This is a genomic window from Flavobacterium sp. ASV13 (assembly GCF_000745775.1).
In the GTDB taxonomy this organism is placed as follows: Bacteria; Bacteroidota; Bacteroidia; order Flavobacteriales; family Flavobacteriaceae; genus Flavobacterium.
On record NZ_JQJY01000003.1, the window covers coordinates 560,112 to 581,391 of the forward strand.

The 21,280-nt window shown below is 34.0% G+C and carries 12 protein-coding genes and 2 tRNA genes; 7 read left to right on the top strand and 7 right to left on the bottom strand.

What is annotated here, in order from left to right; genetic code table 11:
* The first annotated feature begins 24 nt into the window (after nucleotides 1-24).
* The gene (locus GQ47_RS09745) at nucleotides 25-3,771 is read left to right on the top strand and encodes a metallophosphoesterase (RefSeq protein WP_035647728.1); all 3,747 of its coding nucleotides are present in this window, start codon (nucleotides 25-27) and stop codon (nucleotides 3,769-3,771) included.
* 135 nt (nucleotides 3,772-3,906) lie between these two features.
* Here the strand turns inward: GQ47_RS09745 and GQ47_RS09750 are convergent, their stop codons facing one another.
* Nucleotides 3,907-4,764 (bottom strand): SdiA-regulated/phytase-like domain-containing protein, encoded by an 858-nt coding sequence (locus GQ47_RS09750; RefSeq protein WP_035647731.1) that lies wholly within the window; start codon nucleotides 4,762-4,764, stop codon nucleotides 3,907-3,909.
* A 100-nt stretch (nucleotides 4,765-4,864) separates the two neighbouring features.
* Nucleotides 4,865-5,917 carry a hypothetical protein gene (locus GQ47_RS09755; protein ID WP_035647734.1) on the bottom strand — a complete coding sequence of 351 codons (1,053 nt, stop codon included), beginning with the start codon at nucleotides 5,915-5,917 and terminating at the stop codon, nucleotides 4,865-4,867.
* 94 nt (nucleotides 5,918-6,011) lie between these two features.
* On the opposite strand from GQ47_RS09755, the gene GQ47_RS09760 reads away from it, so the two are divergent.
* From GQ47_RS09760 to GQ47_RS09775, 4 genes are all read left to right on the top strand, one after another.
* Nucleotides 6,012-6,923, top strand: a complete 912-nt coding sequence (locus GQ47_RS09760; protein WP_035647736.1) for an ABC transporter ATP-binding protein — start codon at nucleotides 6,012-6,014, stop codon at nucleotides 6,921-6,923.
* Between the two features lie 3 nt (nucleotides 6,924-6,926).
* A complete protein-coding gene (locus GQ47_RS09765) occupies nucleotides 6,927-7,763 on the top strand; it encodes an ABC transporter permease (protein WP_035647739.1) in 837 nt (278 codons plus the stop codon).
* 72 nt (nucleotides 7,764-7,835) lie between these two features.
* Nucleotides 7,836-10,115, top strand: coding sequence for a T9SS type B sorting domain-containing protein (locus GQ47_RS09770; protein ID WP_238567964.1), 2,280 nt, complete (start codon nucleotides 7,836-7,838; stop codon nucleotides 10,113-10,115).
* Nucleotides 10,116-10,298: 183 nt separating this feature from the next.
* Nucleotides 10,299-14,795 (top strand): T9SS type B sorting domain-containing protein, encoded by a 4,497-nt coding sequence (locus tag GQ47_RS09775; protein WP_035647743.1) that lies wholly within the window; start codon nucleotides 10,299-10,301, stop codon nucleotides 14,793-14,795.
* A gap of 106 nt (nucleotides 14,796-14,901) precedes the next feature.
* Here GQ47_RS09775 and typA read toward each other — a convergent pair whose 3' ends face one another.
* Complete coding sequence (gene typA / locus GQ47_RS09780; RefSeq protein ID WP_035647745.1) at nucleotides 14,902-16,698, bottom strand: translational GTPase TypA; 1,797 nt, start codon at nucleotides 16,696-16,698, stop codon at nucleotides 14,902-14,904.
* A gap of 223 nt (nucleotides 16,699-16,921) precedes the next feature.
* Here typA and GQ47_RS09785 point away from each other — a divergent pair, with 223 nt between their 5' ends.
* A complete protein-coding gene (locus GQ47_RS09785; protein WP_238567965.1) occupies nucleotides 16,922-18,577 on the top strand; it encodes a PAS domain-containing sensor histidine kinase in 1,656 nt (551 codons plus the stop codon).
* A 4-nt stretch (nucleotides 18,578-18,581) separates the two neighbouring features.
* Nucleotides 18,582-18,995, top strand: a complete 414-nt coding sequence (locus GQ47_RS09790) for a response regulator (RefSeq protein ID WP_035647749.1) — start codon at nucleotides 18,582-18,584, stop codon at nucleotides 18,993-18,995.
* Between the two features lie 98 nt (nucleotides 18,996-19,093).
* On the opposite strand, the gene rpsT is transcribed toward GQ47_RS09790, so the two are convergent.
* The 4 genes from rpsT to proS form a co-directional block, all read right to left on the bottom strand.
* Complete coding sequence (gene rpsT, locus GQ47_RS09795) at nucleotides 19,094-19,345, bottom strand: 30S ribosomal protein S20 (protein ID WP_012026903.1); 252 nt, start codon at nucleotides 19,343-19,345, stop codon at nucleotides 19,094-19,096.
* Nucleotides 19,346-19,497: 152 nt separating this feature from the next.
* Nucleotides 19,498-19,569 (bottom strand) — tRNA-Glu (locus GQ47_RS09800).
* A 46-nt stretch (nucleotides 19,570-19,615) separates the two neighbouring features.
* Nucleotides 19,616-19,687, bottom strand: a tRNA-Glu gene (locus GQ47_RS09805).
* Nucleotides 19,688-19,765: 78 nt separating this feature from the next.
* The gene (proS, locus tag GQ47_RS09810; RefSeq protein WP_035647752.1) at nucleotides 19,766-21,244 is read right to left on the bottom strand and encodes a proline--tRNA ligase; all 1,479 of its coding nucleotides are present in this window, start codon (nucleotides 21,242-21,244) and stop codon (nucleotides 19,766-19,768) included.
* Nucleotides 21,245-21,280: the final 36 nt, after the last annotated feature.

Consider the following 21,280-nt stretch of genomic DNA (forward strand, 5'->3'; position numbering starts at 1 on the left):
GAATATTTTTAATACCACTAAATTATGAAATTGTTTTTGGATAATCATTTTATTGCCAAGATTAAAAACTTTTCTTTGGCAATAATCGCTATAGCCCTCCTATATTCTTGTGCAACGCGCAAGGCACAATACGGAAAAAATGTAAGCGCCAACGAAACAGAAAACGCAACTGATACTATAAAAATTGCTCATACCTTTTATTTAGTTGGAGATGCCGGAAATGCTGATGAAGAACAAGCCCAGCAAACACTAGAGCTTTTGCATCAAAAGCTAAAAAAATCGGGTAAAAAATCGACACTATTATTTTTGGGAGACAATATTTATCCGAAAGGTTTTCCTGCAGATAAAAATGCTGACGACAAAGCTTTAGCCGAAACAAAATTGACCAATCAACTAAAATTAACTGAAGGTTTTAAAGGAAAAACCATTTTTATTCCCGGAAACCACGACTGGTACAGCGGTATCAAAGGCCTGGAACGTCAAGCTGATTTTGTAACTAAATATCTAAATGACAAAAAAGCATTTCTGCCAAGAAAAACCTGTCCTATTGAAGATGTGAAAATTGACAGTACTGCAACGTTAGTTACAATTGACAGCGAATGGTTTTTAGAAGATTGGAACAATCATCCAACGATAAACGACAATTGCGACATTAAAACCAGAGAAGCTTTTTTTGATGAACTCGAAAACATTTTAAATAAAAATCAAGAGAAAACTGTAATTCTGGCGATCCATCATCCGTTATTGAGCAACGGAACGCACGGCGGACAGTTTTCAATGGAAAAACAATTATTTCCGCTAGAGAAAAAAATTCCACTTCCTATTATTGGTTCTTTCATTAATTTATTGCGAAAAACATCTGGCGCAAGTCCGCAGGATCTTCAAAATAAGCAATATACAATTTACGCAAAAAGAATAAAAACACTTTTGCAAAAACAGAAAAATGTTATTGTTGTTTCTGGACACGATCATAATCTGCAATACATCAGTAAAGAAAATATTCAACAGATTATCAGTGGTGCTGGATCAAAATCGGAAGCTGCACGTGCTATTAGTGAAAATGATTTTTCATATGGCGGAAATGGGTACGCAACGTTGACTTTATTTAAAAGTGGCGACGCTAAAGTTTCTTATTTTGGAAATGAAAACAACAAAGAAAAACTGCTTTTTGAACACGAAATCATAAAAGCGAAAGAGATTAACTGGGCAGCCGATATTCCGAATACTTTCCCTCCAAAAATTACGACTTCCATCTACTCAAAAGATATGACGGATAAAAGTATGTTTCACAGATTTTTATTCGGACAACATTATAGAAAATATTACAGCACACCTATAGAAGCCAGAGTTGCTACTGTAGATACATTGATGGGCGGTTTGAAACCGATTCGCGAAGGGGGCGGACATCAATCTATTTCGTTAAGAATGTCAGATCCTAAAGGACGTGAATATGTAATGCGAGCCATGAAAAAAAGCGCAACAGTATTTTTACAATCCGTTGCCTTTAAAGATCAATATATTGTAAACGATTTTGAAAAAACCTATACCGAAAACTTTTTATATGATTTCTATACGACGTCACATCCTTATGCTCCCTATGTAACAGGAAGTATGTCGGATCAAATTGGACTTGCTCACACGAATCCGATTTTATATTATATTCCGAAACAAAAAGGACTGAAAGAGTTTAATGCCAGTTTTGGAGATCAGCTGTATATGGTTGAAGAACGTCCGGCAGATAATCATTTGGATGCGAAGAATTTTGGAAATCCATCCAATATTATCAGTACAGATGATATGATGATGAATCTTCACAAAGATGAAAAATACTCCGTCGATCAAAAAGAATATATAAAAGCCCGTTTGTTTGATATATTGATTGGTGACTGGGACCGACATAGTGATCAATGGCGCTGGGGCGAATATAAAGTAGGTGACAAAGTTATTTACAAGCCAATTCCGCGTGACCGCGACCAGGCTTTTGTGAAATACGACGGCGCTTTACTTTCGCTTATTATGAATATGCCACCACTTCGTCATATGCGAACTTTTAAAGGCGACAGAATCAATGTAAAATGGCTTGGAAGAGAACCTTATCCAATGGATTTGGCTTTTTTAAGAACGGCTGAAGAAAAAGACTGGATCGAACAAGCAAAATATATTCAGGAAAATTTATCAGATGCTGATATTGATGCTGCATTTAATAACATGCCAAAGGAAGTTCAGGACGAGACCGTTGATGAAATTAAGCAGAAATTAAAAAGTAGAAAGAAAGATCTTCAAAAATATGCTTCGGAATATTTTGATGTTTTGAGCCGTACGGTAATGATTGCAGGAACTGATAAAAAAGACAAATTTGTAATCAATCACAATGCTAAAAAAAGCATCGAAATTCAGGTCTTCAGAATTAAGAAAGAAGGTGACGATTTGGTTTACACCAAAACAGTAACTGATGATAAAACAGTAAACTTATGGGTTTATGGTTTGGACGACAATGATATTTTTGAAGTAAAAGGAAATCATAAATCGAATATTAAAATTCGTTTGATTGGTGGACAAAACAATGACACTTACAATATCGAAAACGGCAGAAAGGTTATTGTTTATGATTTTAAATCAAAAGAAAACACATACAACTTTTCCCGAGGCCTCGGGACTAAAGCTCAAACACAGCTTACAGACGATTATGATGTGAACTTATACAATTATGAAAAACCAAAATATAATGTCATTTCCGGTTTGCCAAATATTGGATATAATCCAGATGATGGCGTAAAAGTGGGTATTAACTTAAATTATACTGTAAATAATTTTAAACAGAATCCTTATACGCAAAAACATACTGTTAACGCCTTTTATTACTTCGCTACCGGAGGTTTAGAATTTAACTATGCAGCGCATTTTCCAGGATTGCTAGGGAAATGGGTTATTGATGTTGATGCACAATATACAACGCCAAACTTTGCGATGAATTATTTTGGTTACGGAAACGAAACTGTAAATAATGACGAGGAATTTGGAATGGATTATAATAGAGTGCGAATTCGAAAATTTAATGTTGCAGGTGCTGCAAGGCACGTGGGGCGTTTTGGAAGTGAATTCAGCATACAGCCAATTCTTCAAAAAATGACTGTCGAGGAAACTGAAGACCGATTTATTGATATTCCGGGAATTGTAAATCCGAATGTATTTGACAGTCAAACTTATGGTGCCTTGAGAGTAAAATATGTTTTCAAAAATTCTGATTTTGTGGCAAAACCTACTTTGGGAATGTATTTTATGCTTTCAGGAATGTGGACTACAAACTTAAGCGACACCAAGCAGAATTTTCCAACTCTTGAAAGTATCTTAGGCTTTACCCATAGAATTGATCATAACGGAAAATTAGTTTTAGCAACATTCCTTAAAGGAAAAGCAATTTTAAACAACAATTTCGACTTTTATCATGGTGCAGCTTTAGGAGGCGACACTGATTTACGTGGATACAGAAACGAACGCTTTTTAGGAAGTTCTTACTTCTCTCAAAGTAGTGACTTGCGTTTCACTCTTGGAAAAATCCACAAAACTGTTGCTCCATTAACATACGGAATTCTAGGCGGTTTTGACTACGGAAGAATCTGGCTTGACGGTGAAAATTCAAGAAAATGGCATCAGGATTACGGCGGAGGATTATGGTTGAATGCTATTAATCTTGTAACTGCTAGAATATCATATTTTCAATCTCCTGATGAACCGGGAAGAATTATTTTTGGAGCGGCGTACAGCTTTTAAAAAAAGTTGCTAAGGTTCTAGGTTTTTTCTTTAGAGCGCATTAAAAAACAGCCAGGAATTCATGAATTCCTGGCTGTTTTTTTTCAAATAAAAGCTTAAAGCTTTAGTAGCTTAGTATCTTAGAACCTCAGAACCTTAGAGCTTAAATTCATACATGTTTCCTCCTATTTTATCGGCTTTTTCATCGGCGATTAGAAGCGTATTGTTGTCTCTAAAAACTGCAGCTTCTTTTTGTGAAAAGTGATTTAGGCTCACTTCTGTCTGTTTTCCTTTGTGGAATAAATCGCCTTTGAAATCTTTAAATAAAACAATTTTATCATGGCTTAATAAGGCTACTTTTTTTCCGTCGGGGCTAATTGTTGCACTGGTGAGTACACAATGATTGTAATTGCTGCAGGTTTTGAATTCGCCAATTTTAACTGCTTTTTGAGTTCCTTTTGCATTTTTTATTTTGTAAATAAAAGCAGTTCCGTCAAAACCTTTGCTTCGGTTTTTTGTAAAAAGATAAAAATAGCCTCCTTTTTCAAAAAAGCCTTCAACATCATAAAACATTTCTTTTTTCTTTGGCGGAAATTCCGTTTGTTCCGGATACGAAAAAGAAATTTTATATTCGGCGGAAGCCAGATCTTTATTCAGCTGATTTTTTGCGATTTTATAAATACACAAATCTTTTCGTTTGTTATCATTATTTCCAAAATCTCCAATGTAGATATTTCCAGATTTATCTTTTGTAATATCTTCCCAATCAACATTTGTGGCATTTGAAATCGTAATGGTTTTGGCTAATTTCCCTTTAGAATCGATTGCATAAATAGCATTTTTATTTCCACTATCTTCTAAAGTGTAAATCATATTTGTTTCTGGAAAATAGGTTATTCCTGAAACTTCTTTTAATTTCTTTGGAAGCGAATAAAGCGTTTTCAAATCACTGTTTGTCTGTTGCTGACAAGCTAATAAAATAATGGAAACGGCTACTAAAAAGGATTTTTTCATAAGATTGCATTTTTATTTTTTGCCACAGATTTCGCAGATTAAATGTTTTTTTTTTCAATTCTTTAACTGGTGAAATTCGTGTAATCTGTGGCAAAAACTTTTAAACTAAATTAGTATTTTTAAAATTGCGCGTAATAAACTCAAACGCAGCTTGCATGATATGTCCCATTGATTTGGCGTTTTTGAATTTCATATCATTAGTGTATCGGTACAATTCCATTTTAAGCTGATTCAAATGTTCTTGCGTTGAAATCGTATCGTGACACATTATATTCAATAATTTTTTAATTCTGGTTTCGGCAGAATGGATACGTTTTGCCAAAATTGCGCGTTCTTCATCTTTGTATTGAATTATTGAACGTTCTTCTAATTTTTCTTTAATCAGCTGAATCATTGGATAATTTTCCTTGAAAAACTGCGGACGATACACTTTGAAATTGCCTTCGTAACATTGCTGATCAAAATCAATCGGGCGAATTTTGTAAACCACCTGATCAAAATCGTGAATTGGCACAATGACATAATTATAAGCCCGCATATCGCCTAACAAACGAATCATACAACGCTCATTAAACTTTACAAACTCCTTTGCTATTTGCGCTTTTTCCATTTCGGTACATTTATCCAGCAAAGTATCCATAAAAACATCACCAGGAATTCCGATAATATGCTCTTCAATCAAAGTATCATTATAAACCAAAAAATTGATTTTATCAGGCGAAAGAATATCTTCCAGTTCCAAACCATAAATTCTGGAAGCATCGGCTTTTTTGATATAAAAATGAACGTAATTGTCATTCAGAATATTTCGAACCTTAATTCTGAAAGGCTTTGAGTTTCCGAAAGTACAGTAATCAATAGCGTCAATATTTAAAAACTGAATAATTTCAATATTTCCATCCGAATGTAAAAGCGAATAAATTTTCTTCAGATTCAGATCAATTTCATTTCTTTCAAATTCGTTGTAATACACGCGAATCCACAATGTATCCGTTTCATTCTTATCATAAACATTGATTGAGCCAGAAAATCGCAACAAGTCATCATAAAAAACAGAAACTTTCGAAATACGTTCGTATCTGTCCAAATAACTTAAAAGCGTTTGTGTTAAAGGGTATGTCGGTTTTTTTAAAACCATCAAAGGCTCGCTCATTTTGAATATCTTTAATACAAATTTACATTAAATAAAATTTAGCGTAACAATATTAAAGTTGATTCGTCATACTAAAAACTAAAACCGAAAAAATTTGGAAACCATCCTTACCATCGAAAATCTCAGCAAACAATATGGGCGCATTCAGGCACTCAAAAATGTTTCTTTCAGCATTCAAAAAGGTCACGTTTACGGAATTCTTGGCCCTAACGGAAGCGGAAAATCAACCACTTTAGGAATTGTACTCAATGTTGTAAACGAAACAGCAGGCAGTTATAAATGGTTTGACGGAAAAATGCAAACGCATGAAGCCTTAAAAAAAGTAGGAGCCATTATAGAGCGCCCGAACTTTTACCCTTATATGACAGCTGAGGAAAACCTGAAATTAGTCTGCAAAATTAAAAGCATCAATTACGCTAAAATTGAAGAAAAACTGAATCTTGTGGGTTTGACCGAAAGAAAAGACAGCAAATTCAGCACATTTTCATTAGGAATGAAACAGCGTTTAGCAATTGCTTCGGCATTGTTGAATGATCCTGAAATCCTAATTTTAGATGAACCAACAAATGGTTTAGATCCGCAGGGAATTCATCAGATTCGTGATATTATCAAAGAAATTGCATCGCAGGGAACAACCATTTTATTGGCTTCGCATTTATTAGACGAGGTCGAAAAAGTATGCTCACATGTTGTTGTTTTAAGAAAAGGCGAAATTTTATATTCAGGTTCTGTTGATGCAATGTCGGCAAATGAAGGCTTTTTTGAAATTTCTTCGAATGACAATCTGGTTCTAAAATCAATTTTGAATGATCATCCGGCTGTTGGACAAATTAAGGACGAAGACGGAAAAGTTTTGGTTTACCTAAAATCAGATTTATCCGCTTCCGATTTAAATCAGTTTTTATTCTCAAAAAATATCGTTTTAAATCATTTGGTAAAACGCAAAAACAGCCTGGAAGCACAATTTTTAGAATTAACCAAAAACGCCATCATCCAAAAAAACTAAACCATGAACAGACTTATCTCTATAGAACTTCAAAAAATCTGGAAAAACAAAGCCAGCAAAATCCTGACTTTGGCTTATTTTATTTTACTCTCTTTTATAGCCTTGATTGCATCAATAAAATTTGATATCGGTCCGTTTAAATTTCATTTAGCCGAAATGGGAATTTTCAATTTTCCTTTCATCTGGCATTTTAATACCTATGTTGCCGCTTGGCTAAAGTTTTTCCTTGCCATTGTAATCGTGTCAATGATGGCGAACGAATATAGTTATGGAACTTTAAAACAAAATCTAATTGATGGTTTAAGTAAAAAGGAATTTATATTGTCGAAATTCCTGACCGTTGTTCTTTTTGCTTTTGTTTCTACCGTTTTTGTTTTTGTAATGAGCTTGATTCTCGGATTAAGTTTTTCCTCTTACAATGAATTTGGAATCATTTTTTCTGATTTAGATTATCTTTTAGCATTTTTTGTAAAACTTACAGGATTCTTTTCATTCTGTTTGTTCTTGGGAATTTTAGTAAAACGCTCGGCTTTTGCTTTAGGATTTCTTTTAGTTTGGAATATAATCGAAGGAATAATACGAGGTACATTGGCATTTAAAATTTTCCCAGACAGCGATACCGATGAGAAAATTACACAATTTCTACCTTTAGAATCCATGTCTAATTTAATTGTTAATCCTGCCCCAAGATTATCTGTAGTTAAAACTATTGGCACACAAATGGGAATTGAAACAGATATTGATTATAGCGTAAGTTATTCCGCAATTCTGATCGTTTTAGTCTGGACATTTTTGTTCATTTACTTCTCATACAAATTATTAAAAAAGCGAGATTTATAGTATATTTGTTGAGCTATGACTCATCTAAAAGTTTTTTTATCTGTTTTTATTTTGTGTTGTTTATCTCTTAAGATGAACGCTCAATATATTAGCATAGATGATCAGAGAACGCCTCAACAACTTATTGAAAATGTATTAGTCAACAGCTCTTGTGCTACAACATCAAATTCTTCAGGAAAAGGAGACACTTTCACAGCGGGACAGCAGAGTTTTGCTTATTTCAATGCTGGATCAAGCAGTTTTCCTTTTGCTGAAGGTATTATTTTAACAACTTCACCAAGTAGACAAGCGGTAGGACCTTACGTTAGCAATAATGGCGGAGGAAATGTTAACTGGACAGGCGATGCTGATTTGAACAACATTCTAGGAATCAATTCAATAAATGCAACTGTTTTAGAGTTTGATTTCGTTCCTTTAACTGATGTTCTAAGTTTTAATTACATTTTTGCATCCAATGAATATCAGTCTTTTTTTCCATGTGAATATTCCGATGGGTTTGCATTTTTAATTAGGGAAGCCGGAACTTCTGATCCATATAAAAATTTAGCTGTATTGCCGAATAGCACAATTCCGGTTTCTTCAACAAATGTCCGCCCTAAAATTGAACCCGGATTTGCATCAAACGGAGACCCTTATCCCGGATGTCCTGCTGTTAATCAAAATTATTTTAACGGTTTAAACAACAATACGACAAGTCCTATAAATTATGCAGGACAAACTATTGTAATGAATGCCCGAACTAATGTAGTTGCCGGAAAAAAATACCATATAAAACTTGTTATTGCCGATGATAAAAACCAATATTATGATTCGGCAGTTTTTTTACAGGCTGGCAGTTTTTCATCAAAAATTGATTTTGGCGCTGATCAAACAGCATTATCTGGTAATCCTTTATGTTTTGGAGAAGAAGCAATATTAGATACAAAATTATCCGCTTCATACGATTTTAAATGGTATAAAGACGGAGTACTTTTAGCAGCTGAAAAAAGTCCAGTTTTACACGCAACAACATCAGGAATTTATAAAGCAGATGTTACATTAACACCTTCCACATGTACATTGACGGGAGAAGTTAAAATTGAAGTTGCTCCTGAAATTCTTTCAACAAATACAACATTGGTTCAATGCGATGACAATAATGACGGTATAAGTGTATTTGATTTAAAGAAAGTTGATAATCTGATTAAAAATAATGCATCAGATATTGTAAACAGCGGCTATTATGAAACTTTGGCTAATGCAGAGTCTAAATCAAATCCGATTGCTATTCCAGAAAAGTACACAAATAAGAGTACAAATCAAATTGTTTTTGGAAGAATTGAAAACAAATTTGGTTGTTTCAAAACTGTCGAAGTAAAACTTCAAACTTCAAATAATGCAATTTCAGCTCAAAATCCAGTCAAAACTTGTGACGGTGACGACAAACAAGATGGTCTTTACCAATTTGATCTTCAAGCACAAGTAACGCCTCAATTAACGACTGGTCTTCCAGCAGGTTTAGAAGTGCATTATTTTTCAAGTTCAAACGATGCTTTGTCTGAAACAAATGTTTTACCTAATATTTTTAAAAATACGATTGCTTTCACGCAAACCATTTATGCACGAATTATAAATGGAGCTGATTGTTACAATATTTCACCAGTTACGCTAGTTGTCAACACCTTTGATCCTCCAAACTTCGAAGAGGAATCAAAATACATCTGTAAAGGCAGTGATATTGTATTGACTGTTGCTCCAGGTTTCAATAGTTATTTATGGAGTCCCGGAAGTGAAACTTCAAATTCAAAAACAATAACGGCACCTGGCGATTATAGTGTTACAGTGACGGATGCAAACGGCTGTCAGAAAACAAAAAAATTCAAAGTGATTTTATCAGAACCTGCTATTATTACAGAAGCAGTAGTAAAAGATTTTTCTGGTGTTGACAATTCGGTTTTGATAAAATATACTGGCTCCGGGGATTATGAATTTTCATTAGATGGAAATGTTTTTCAGGATGATCCACAATTTAATGGAATAGAACCTGGCATTTATTATGCTGTCGCCCGAGATAAAAATGGTTGTGGCCTTTCTAACCGTTTTTTAGTTTATGTTTTGGATTACCCAAGATTCTTCACTCCAAATAATGACGGCTATAACGACTTATGGGCAATTAAAGACATTAATCAGATGCCCGGTTATACAATTCGGATTTTTGATCGTTACGGAAAATTTATAAAGGAAATGAACCAAAACAGCACTGGCTGGAACGGATTATTTAATGGCGAGCAATTACCTGCTGATGATTATTGGTTTACACTTCTTTTTGTGGATGGAAAAAGCGTTAAAGGACATTTTAGCTTAAAAAGATAAAAACGCTTTATTACTTCCGTCTTTTTTTCTTCAAAAAATAGAATTCGAAAACAAACAATCTTCAACAAAACCTAAATTTCAAATAATTAGGGAGAAAAAACACTCGATTTCTCGAAGAAATTAAAATAAAACTTATTTTTGATTTGGGCGATTCAATTCTGTATACAGCCATTAACCGAGCCAATGAAAAAAACTTTACATTTCCTATTGTTTCTTTTTTGTACTGTAAATTGTTTCTCACAATTTAGCAAAACACATTATATACCTCCATTGATTTCTGTTGCTGGATTTGTCAATGATCAATATTTATACATCTCAACTCCAAGCCTTGTTAATGTAAATTTTAAAATTATTGCCAATGGAGGAAGTGTAGTCAGCGGAACCGTTAATAGTAATAATCCGTACCGATATTACATTGGAAACGGGCTAGACACACAATTATTTACTCCTCTATCCAAAACAGGAATTGTTTCCAACCGAGGGTATGTAATTGAGGCTGAGGATCTCGTTTATGTAAGTGCCAGAGTCAATTCCGGAATCACTCAAAATGGAGGTTATAATCATGCAGGCGGGTTAGTTTCTAAAGGAAATAGTGCTTTGGGTACCACTTTTAGATTAGGAGCAATGTTAAATCCACTTTTTGATGAAACATTATTGAATTTTGCCTCTATAATGGCTACAGAAAACGGAACCAAGATCACTATTTCAAACATTCAAAACGGAACTCAACTTATAGACGGGTCTACTATTTCCGGGCCAATAACTGTTACTTTAAATAAAAACGAAAGCTATGTTTTGGCTTTAAAAAATTATAACGACGGCCAACTTACATCAAATAGTTCTAAAATAATTGGCGCTTTAGTTAATTCTGACAAGCCTGTCGTAGTCAATTCTGGATCATTTGGTGGAAGTAACAGTACACTTCTAGGAGCAACACAAAACGGAGGATTAGCTCCAGTAGGAAGAGATGTTGGTTTTGATCAAATTGTTTCTTTAGAAAAGACAGGAAAAGAATACATCTTCATAAAAGGCCTTGGTACTGATGAATTGGAGCGTGTTTTAATAGTAGCACATTCCAACAATACCGAAATATTTTTGAATGGCTCTTCTGTTTCTTATAAAACACTTAATAGCGGAGAATATATTGCAATTGATGGAAGTCAGTTTATCAATGGAAGTTTATACGTAAAAACTTCTGCAAACGTTTTTGCTTATCAAAGTATTGGTGGAACAATAAATCCTGCCAATCAAAATTTATTTTTTGTTCCGCCAATAAATTGTGCCACGCCAAATACGGTAGACAACATCCCCCAAATCCAATCTATCGGCAATAACACATTTAACGGATTTCTAAATATTGTAACCGAAACGGGAGCTACCGTGTCATTAAATAATAATCCAATCACATCTGCTCCTATACCAATTCAGGGAACAGCAGATTTTGTTCGTTACAGTGTATCTGATTTATCTGGAAATATAGCCGTAAAATCAACAAAACAAGTATATGTTTCTTATTTTGGAACCAATGGAGCCGCAACTTATGGAGGTTATTATTCAGGTTTTGATTTAAAACCCGAAATTGTCAGCGGTAAAATAACACTAAACAATTCCTCTTGCATTCCAAACGTATCTTTAAAGATAAATACACTTTCTTCTTATGATACTTTTCAATGGTACAAAAACGACGTTTTAATTCCTGGCGAAACTAAAAATAATTTCACTCCGTCAGAACCTGGTTTTTATCAGGTACGAGGAAGTATCTCTGGCTGTGTAAGCGATGTTTTCTCAGATAAAATTCCAGTAAGCGAATGTCCAATAAATATCGATAATGACTTAGCCAATGACAATATTGATGTTGATTATGATAATGACGGAATAACAAATTGTACGGAATCATACGGAGATTTACCGATTAATATTTCAAATCCAAGTTCTGGTTTGGTAAAAACTGGAACTTATTCTAATTCTTTTACGGGCACGGTTACAAACAGCTCAACGGCCGCTCTTGTTCCTTTTACAGGAAATGCAGATGGAAGTTTTGTTACCGAGGTCATGCCTGGAAAAGGTTTTTCTGTAGACTATAAACTGAATTTCTCAAAACCAATAAATATTCGTTTAGAATATAGCAACAATGCCAATGTAACTGATTTATTAAACTCAGATTCTGAATACATCATTAATTCAGACATTGATAAAACAGTAACTGTTTTAAATCCAACAAATCAATTATTAATTGATACCAATTATGATGGAATTTATGAAAGCGGCGTTACTCAATTTTCTTCTTTCGAAATTCGATTCCGTTTAAATGGAAGCGTTCCATTGCCAGCAGGAACAGGAACGTTCAAATTTCAGTCTTATCAAACGCAATCATTTAAAATCACACATAAAAATCTATTAGACACTGCCGGAAATAAAGCAACATTTAAACTTACCGCTACTTGCGTTTCAAAAGACACTGATGGTGACGGAATTCCAGACCAATTAGATTTAGATTCAGACAATGACGGTATTCCTGATGTAATTGAATCGCAAATAAAACCAATTGCTTTATCTAATAAAGATGCTAATTTAGACGGATTGGATGACATTTTCGATTCTTCTGCAGCAGCAATAGACACCGATAATGACGGAATTCCGAATTATCTTGATTTAGACAGCGATAATGATGGTATTTATGATTTAACCGAATCAGGAAGCAATGCTCCGGATACTAACAAAGATGGAATTATTGATACAATGGATTTTGGGATTAATGGATTATCTAATGCTTTAGAAACCAATCCAGACAGTGGGATTTTAAAATATACCGTTTTAGATTCGGATAATGATGGAATAAAAAACTACACCGAAATTGACAGTGACAATGATGGCTGTAATGATGTTATAGAAGCTGGATTTACTGATCCAAATTTTGATGGCCAATTAGGAAATGCTCCGGTAATTGTAAATTCTTTCGGAGTTGTAACCAGCAGAACAGATGGTTACACAACTCCAAATGGTAATTATATTATTGCAACTCCAATTATAATTACTAAACAGCCAGAAAATCAAACTGTTTGTGAATTAGAAAAAGCTATTTTCAACATCGAATCAAATGCTGATACTTTTCAATGGCAATTTTCTAGCGATGGCGGAAATACTTGGAATGCTTTAACTGAAAACGCAACTTACACAGGAACTAAAACTGCTTCTTTAACCATTCAAAAAACAAATAAAACAATGAATGGTTATCAATATCGCGTACTTTTAAACAGAAACAACAATGCCTGTGGATTAACTTCTGCTAATTCTGTAAAACTTACACTGTATACTTTACCAGTTTTAAATTCCCCAATTACATTAATTCAGTGTGATGATGATACTGATGGAATTTCAAATTTTAATATAACCGAGAAAAACAGTTTTATTTCAGCCAATTCTGTCAATGAAACATTCTCTTATTATACTACTTTGGCTGGAGCAAATACAAAAGATTCTGCTGCATTGATTTCTAATCCACTTGCGTTTACAAGTAGCAATAAAAATATTTGGGCAAGAGTTGAGAATTCAAACGGATGTTTTTCAGTTTCTCAATTAAATTTAATAGTTTCAACCACACAAATAGATCCTAACTTTAAAAGATCTTTTACCATTTGTGATGATTTTCTCGACGCTGTTAATGATGACAAAGACGGAATTTCTAGCTTTGATTTTAGTAGTGTAACTGCTGATATTCAGAAAATGCTTCCTTCAGCTAGCACAAATTATTCTATAAAATATTTCGCAAATGAGGCAGATGCTTTAGCAGAAACTAATGCGATTGCAAATCCTTCATATTACCGAAATACAACACCAAAACAACAAGAAATTTGGGTTCGTGTTGACAGTAATCTGGACAATGCCTGTTTTGGATTAGGTGCCTACATTACATTAAAAGTAAATCCGAAACCGAATATTGACATCAATAGCAACAGAAATGCTGATCAATTAGTATGTTCTAATTTGCCAACGTTTTTTGTCAAACTTGATGCAGGAATTATTGGAAATATACCAGCCAATACATATACATATATTTGGTCAAAAGATGGAAGTATAATACCCGGAGAAACTAATGAAACCTTAGATGTCAACGAAGAAGGAAACTATACCGTAGAAGTTTTCACTAAAGACGCAATCAGCTGCAGCAGAACCCGAACTATTAACGTAACAGCTTCAGATATTGCACATCTTGATTCTGTTTCCATTTCCGATTTATCAGATTACAATACTGTTGAAGCAAATGTTTCTGGAACTGGAAATTATGAATACAGTTTAGACGATCCTGACGGTTCTTATCAGGAATCCAGCTTATTTGAAAATGTCCGTCCCGGCATACATGACCTTTATATAAACGATAAAAATGGATGCGGGAAAGTTTCAAAAACTGTAGCAGTACTTGGAATTCCAAAATTTTTCACGCCAAATAATGATGGATATAATGATTACTGGAACCTTCAGGGAGCAGATGACACTTTTAATTCGGGTGCCAAAATCCTTATTTTTGATCGATATGGTAAACTAATCAAACAACTAACCACTTCTGGCGATGGTTGGGATGGCACTTTCACAGGCAATCCGATGCCTGCAGATGATTATTGGTACACGTTAAAACTAGAAGATGGACGAGAAGCAAAAGGTCATTTTAGTTTAAAAAGATAGCCTAACCAAATTATAAAAATTTAAAATTCCGAAAAACAAGGCAAAAAAGAATCCCAAACTCCATAATTGGAATTTGGGATTTTTATTATATTGAATTTAAATCTAATTAGATTTTAAATCTTTTTCTATCAGTTTCTGTCAAATAGATTTTTCTCAAACGAATAGATTTTGGAGTAACCTCTACATATTCATCTTTTTGAATGTACTCTAAAGCTTCTTCTAAAGAGAAAATAATCGGAGGGATAATTCTCGCTTTTTCATCAGCTCCAGAAGAACGTACGTTAGATTGTTTTTTCTCTTTCGTTACGTTTACACACATATCATCTCCACGAGAGTTTTCTCCAATTACCTGACCTTCGTAGATTTCAGCATTTGGTTCAACAAAAAACTTACCACGATCTTGTAATTTATCGATAGAATAAGGAATTGCTTTTCCTTTTTCCATAGAAATTAAAGAACCTTTGTTACGTCCAGCGATTTCTCCTTTGTAAGGCTCATATCCAATAAAACGGTGTGACATGATAGCTTCACCAGCAGTAGCTGTAAGTAATTGATTTCTTAAACCAATAATTCCACGAGATGGAATATTAAATTTAATAATCATACGCTCACCTTTAGTCTCCATGCTCAACATTTCACCTTTACGAAGTGTAACGAATTCAACTGCTCTACCTGAAAGATTTTCTGGTAAGTCGATTGTTAATTCTTCAATTGGCTCACATTTTTTACCATCAATTTCTTTAATGATAACTTGTGGCTGACCAATTTGAAGCTCATAACCTTCTCTTCTCATTGTTTCAATAAGAACAGATAAGTGAAGTACACCACGGCCAAAAACCATGAATTTATCTGCAGAATCAGTTTCACCTAACTTCATCGCTAAGTTTTTCTCTAATTCTTTTGTCAAACGCTCTCTAATATGACGAGAAGTTACAAATTTACCCTCTTTACCAAAGAAAGGAGAGTCATTAATTGTGAATAACATACTCATTGTAGGCTCATCGATAGCAATAGACGCTAATCCTTCAGGATTTTCGTGATCAGAGATAGTATCTCCAATTTCAAACCCTTCAACACCTACAACAGCACAAATATCTCCAGCAATTACTTCTGTAACTTTTTTACGTCCTAGACCTTCAAAAGTATGTAATTCTTTAATTCTTGATTTTGTTACAGTACCGTCTCTTTTTACCAAAGATATTGGCATACCTTCTTTTAAAACACCTCTTTCAAGACGTCCGATAGCGATACGACCTGTAAATGCAGAAAAATCTAAAGAAGTAATCAACATTTGTGGATTTCCTTCAGAAACTTTAGGAGCTGGTACATTTTCCACAACCATATCCAATAATGCTTCAACATTATCAGTTACGTTTTCCCAATGATCAGACATCCAGTTGTTTTTAGCAGAACCATAAACTGTTGGAAAATCCAACTGCCATTCTTCAGCACCTAATTCAAACATTAGGTCAAAAACTTTTTCGTGAACTTCTTCAGGAGTACAGTTTTCTTTATCAACTTTGTTAATAACTACGCAAGGTTTAAGACCTAAGTCAATCGCTTTTTGTAATACGAAACGCGTTTGTGGCATTGGACCTTCAAAAGCATCCACTAGCAAACATACACCATCGGCCATGTTTAGTACACGTTCAACTTCACCTCCAAAATCCGCGTGGCCTGGAGTGTCAATAATATTGATTTTTGTTCCTTTATATTGAACTGATACGTTTTTAGAAGTAATAGTAATACCTCTCTCACGCTCTAAATCATTATTATCTAGAATTAAATCACCTGTGTTTTCGTTTTCACGAAATAACTGACAGTGATACATAATTTTATCAACCAAAGTTGTTTTACCGTGATCGACGTGGGCAATAATTGCAATGTTTCTAATAGATTCCATCTGTGATTTTTAATGGGCGCAAAGGTACACTTTATTTTTTAATAAAAAACGTTTCTAACATAGTTTGCGTATATACAATCAATTAGTTAATGCAAAACATCAAAATAGAGACCTCAAAATGAACTTTACTTATTACTGAGTTATAGTTAATTTAACTATATTTGAGGTAATGAAAAGTAAAACTCTCCAAATTACTCTAGTTTATATTCTAGTATCATTATTTATGGCAATAGTCTGTCATAAAATACTTACCACTTATTTTGCGGACGTAAAATATTTTAACCTTTTTTTTCTTAAAGATATTTTTTTCATCTTAACCACCGCATTGTTTTTCAAATACATAGTTTCAAAAAATGAGAAAAAAAATGTAACTGTTTTTAAAAAATTAAAAGAGACAAACGAAGAAATTAAAGAATCAAATGAAAAGTATGACATCGTAGCAAAAGCAACGAGCGATACCATTTGGGACTGGAAAATTCAAGAAGACAGCATAAATTGGAACAAAGGAATTGAAGGAGTTTTTGGATACAACCCTAACGAAGTTGGAAAAACATCAAAATGGTGGTTTGACAAAATTCATCCCGAAGACAGCATCAGAATGTCTATAAAACTATACTCTTTTATTGAGCAAAAAACCGAAAAATGGCAAGATCAATACCGTTTTAGATGCGCTGACGGAAGTTACAAATATGTCTTAGATCGTGGTTTTTTATTAAAAGATGAAAACGGAAGAGCCATTAGAATGATTGGTGCTATTCAGGATATTACCAAGCAAAAAGAAGAAGAACAGCGATTAAAATTATTAGAAACAGTAATCACTCAATCTAAAGATTCCATTTTAATTACCGAAGCCAATTCACAGGCACGAAAAATCCCAAAAATTGTTTACGTTAATCCCGCTTTTTCTCAAATGTCGGGATATTTATCAAACGAAATTGTTGGTAAATCTCCAAATATTTTCAAAGGCCCTAAATCAGATTCAGAGGAACTCAAAAAGTTATTAAGGGCTATCAAAAATGAAGAAGAATGCCTGATAGAAACCATAAGTTACACCAAGCAAAAAGAAGAATATTGGGTCCGATTCTCTATGATTCCAATTTTCAACAATGAAGGATCAATCTCACACTGGATTTCAATTCAAAGAGACATTACAGAAGAAAAAAAGCTCGAAACCGAGAAAGAGCATCTTATTCGAGAATTAACTCAAAACAATAAGGACCTAAAACAATTTTCATACATCACTTCCCACAACTTAAGAGCTCCATTATCTAATTTAATCGGACTTCTGAATCTTATCGAAGATATCCCAATCGAAAATCCTGAACTCGAAGAAATTTTAGGTGGATTTACCAAATCGACTCATTTATTAAATGAAACAATTAATGACTTAGTAAAAGTTATAATCATCAAAGACAATCCTTCAATGCAAAAAGAAGAAGTATCTTTGAAAGAAGTTTTTGAAAACGTTTTTAGTCAATTATCTTTTCAAATAGAATTACACAAACCTATTATCAAATTAAAATTCGAACGCGTACCATTACTTAACACTAACAAAGCATATATTGAAAGTATTTTACTTAATTTGCTCACCAATTCTATTAAATACAAATCGGAAAACAGGAAATTAAAAATATCCATTATTGCAGAACAAATAGACAATAAAGCGATATTAACTTTTAAAGACAATGGAATTGGAATTGATTTAGAAAGAAACCGCGACAAGGTTTTTGGACTCTATCAAAGATTTCATAATTATCCGGACAGCAAAGGACTTGGCCTATATCTTGTAAAATCCCAGGTTGAAACCATGGGAGGAATAATCACTATAGAAAGCGAAGTCAACAAAGGGACGACCTTTACAATAACATTTAAAAATTAACATCATGCTCGAGCAAATTTTATGCATTGACGATGATCCAATCACGTTGATGCTATGCAAAAAAGTAATTTCGAAGTCACAAATTTGCCATGAAATTATTACAGCTCAAAATGGCGAAGAAGCCCTTCATCACTTCAACACCTTAAAATACACCAACAACAAAAACAAAGACAGCAAAAAACCCGAACTAATCTTTTTAGATTTAAACATGCCTGTTATGGGAGGCTGGGAATTTTTAGATCATTTCACCTCTTCTGATTATGCCGAATTCAACACCGCAAGTGTCATTGTACTCTCTTCAACAATTGACCCGGAGGATTTAGCCAAAGCAAAAAAATATCCCATAATAATAGATTTCCTTTCAAAACCAATTACACTACCCATGCTGGAATATCTTAAAAAGAAAATAGACCTATAAGTGACGTTTCAATTTTCAATACTAAATTTTCAGAATTGCTATAAACAAAAAAAGTCCTCACAAAGAGGACTTTTTATATATCTTACAAATTGTATTAATTACAATTTAGCAACGTGTTTCGTTAATTTAGACTTCAAGTTAGAAGCTTTATTATCGTGAATGATGTTCTTTTTAGCTAATTTATCAATCATAGAGATTACAGTTGATAATTTTGCAGCAGCATCAGATTTATCTGTAGCTAATCTTAACGCTTTGATAGCATTACGAGTAGTTTTGTGTTGGTATCTGTTAAGAACTCTTCTCTTTTCGTTACTTCTGATTCTTTTTAATGCTGACTTATGATTTGCCATTTTCTTTAATTTTAGATGTAATAATAATTATAAATACTAGTTAAAAAAGAAAAACCTCCCACAATTGCCAGGCAATCACTTTGGTTTTAACTAATAAAACAAAAACCGAGACACCAATTTTTATTTTACAAAACTTATTTACAACTAATTTGTAGTCCGTAGGGGAATCGAACCCCTGTTACCAGGATGAAAACCTGGCGTCCTAACCCCTAGACGAACGGACCTAAATTCTCCTAAGTTTGGAAACTTTTCAATATGTAATATAACTTGTAGTCCGTGGGGGAATCGAACCCCCCTTACCAGGATGAAAACCTGGCGTCCTAACCGATAGACGAACGGACCGTGCTTCTGTATTGCGGATGCAAAGATACATCTATTTTTTAGTTGCACAATAGTTGAAGCAAAAAAAATATTTTTTTTTTAATATGCCTTCGCAAAAAGCACTCTTTTAGAAGAAGGATTCCCAGTAAACACACAGGTTCCCGCCTCTTCAACAGCATCCAAAGGGATACAACGAATTGTCGCTTTTGTTAAGTCTTTTATCTTCTCTTCTGTTGCAGCAGTTCCGTCCCAGTGAGCAGATATAAAACCGCCTTTACCTTCTAAAACTTCTTTAAATTCCTCAAAACTATTTACTTCTGTAATATGAGTATTGCGATAATCTAAAGCTCTTGTAAATAAATCATTTTGAATTTGCTCTAGTAAATCGTTTACATATTCAACGATTTTTTCGCTAGCAACAACTTCTTTTGACAAATTATCACGTCTTGCAACCTCGAAAGTTCCATTTTCTAAATCTTTTGGACCAACAGCAATTCGAACTGGAACTCCTTTCAATTCCCATTCAGCAAATTTGAATCCCGGTTTTTGAGTTGTTCTGTCATCATATTTCACTGATATCTTTAACTTTCTTAATTTCGCAGTCAATTCATTAACCGCAGCAGTAATTTGCGCTAATTGCTCATCAGTTTTATGAATTGGAACAATCACAACCTGAATTGGCGCTAAATTTGGAGGCAACACCAGTCCCTGATCATCAGAATGTGTCATAATTAAAGCCCCCATTAAACGAGTAGAAACTCCCCATGAAGTTCCCCAAACATGCTCTTGTTTTCCTTCCGCATTGGCAAATTTCACATCAAAAGCTTTTGCAAAGTTCTGACCTAAAAAGTGTGACGTTCCAGCTTGTAACGCTTTTCCATCCTGCATCAACGCTTCAATACAATAGGTTTCATCTGCACCTGCAAAACGCTCTGTTTCGGTTTTAAAACCTTTCACAACAGGAATTGCCATAAAGTTCTCTGCAAATTCAGCATATACATTCATCATTTTTTCAGACTCTTCAATAGCTTCAGCTTTTGTAGCGTGTGCTGTATGCCCTTCTTGCCATAAAAACTCAGCAGTTCTTAAAAACAAACGCGTACGCATTTCCCATCTTACAACATTTGCCCATTGATTAATCAATAAAGGCAAATCTCTATATGACTGCACCCATCCTTTATATGTAGACCAAATAATCGCCTCACTCGTTGGACGAACAATAAGCTCCTCCTCTAACTTTGCATTTGGATCAACCATTAATTTCCCTGGTCTTTCCTCATCATTTTTTAATCTATAATGCGTTACAACAGCACATTCTTTTGCAAATCCTTCCGCATTTTTTTCCTCTGCCTCAAACATGCTCTTAGGCACGAATAAAGGGAAGTAAGCATTCTGATGTCCAGTTTCTTTAAACATTCTATCCAACTCCGCCTGCATTTTTTCCCAAATAGCGTATCCGTATGGTTTAATAACCATACATCCTCTAACTCCTGAATTTTCGGCTAGATCTGCTTTAACAACCAGTTCATTATACCACTTTGAATAATCTTCTGATCTCGTAGTAAGGTTCTTACTCATATTATATAGTTTGGCACAAATTTTGTTTTAATAATT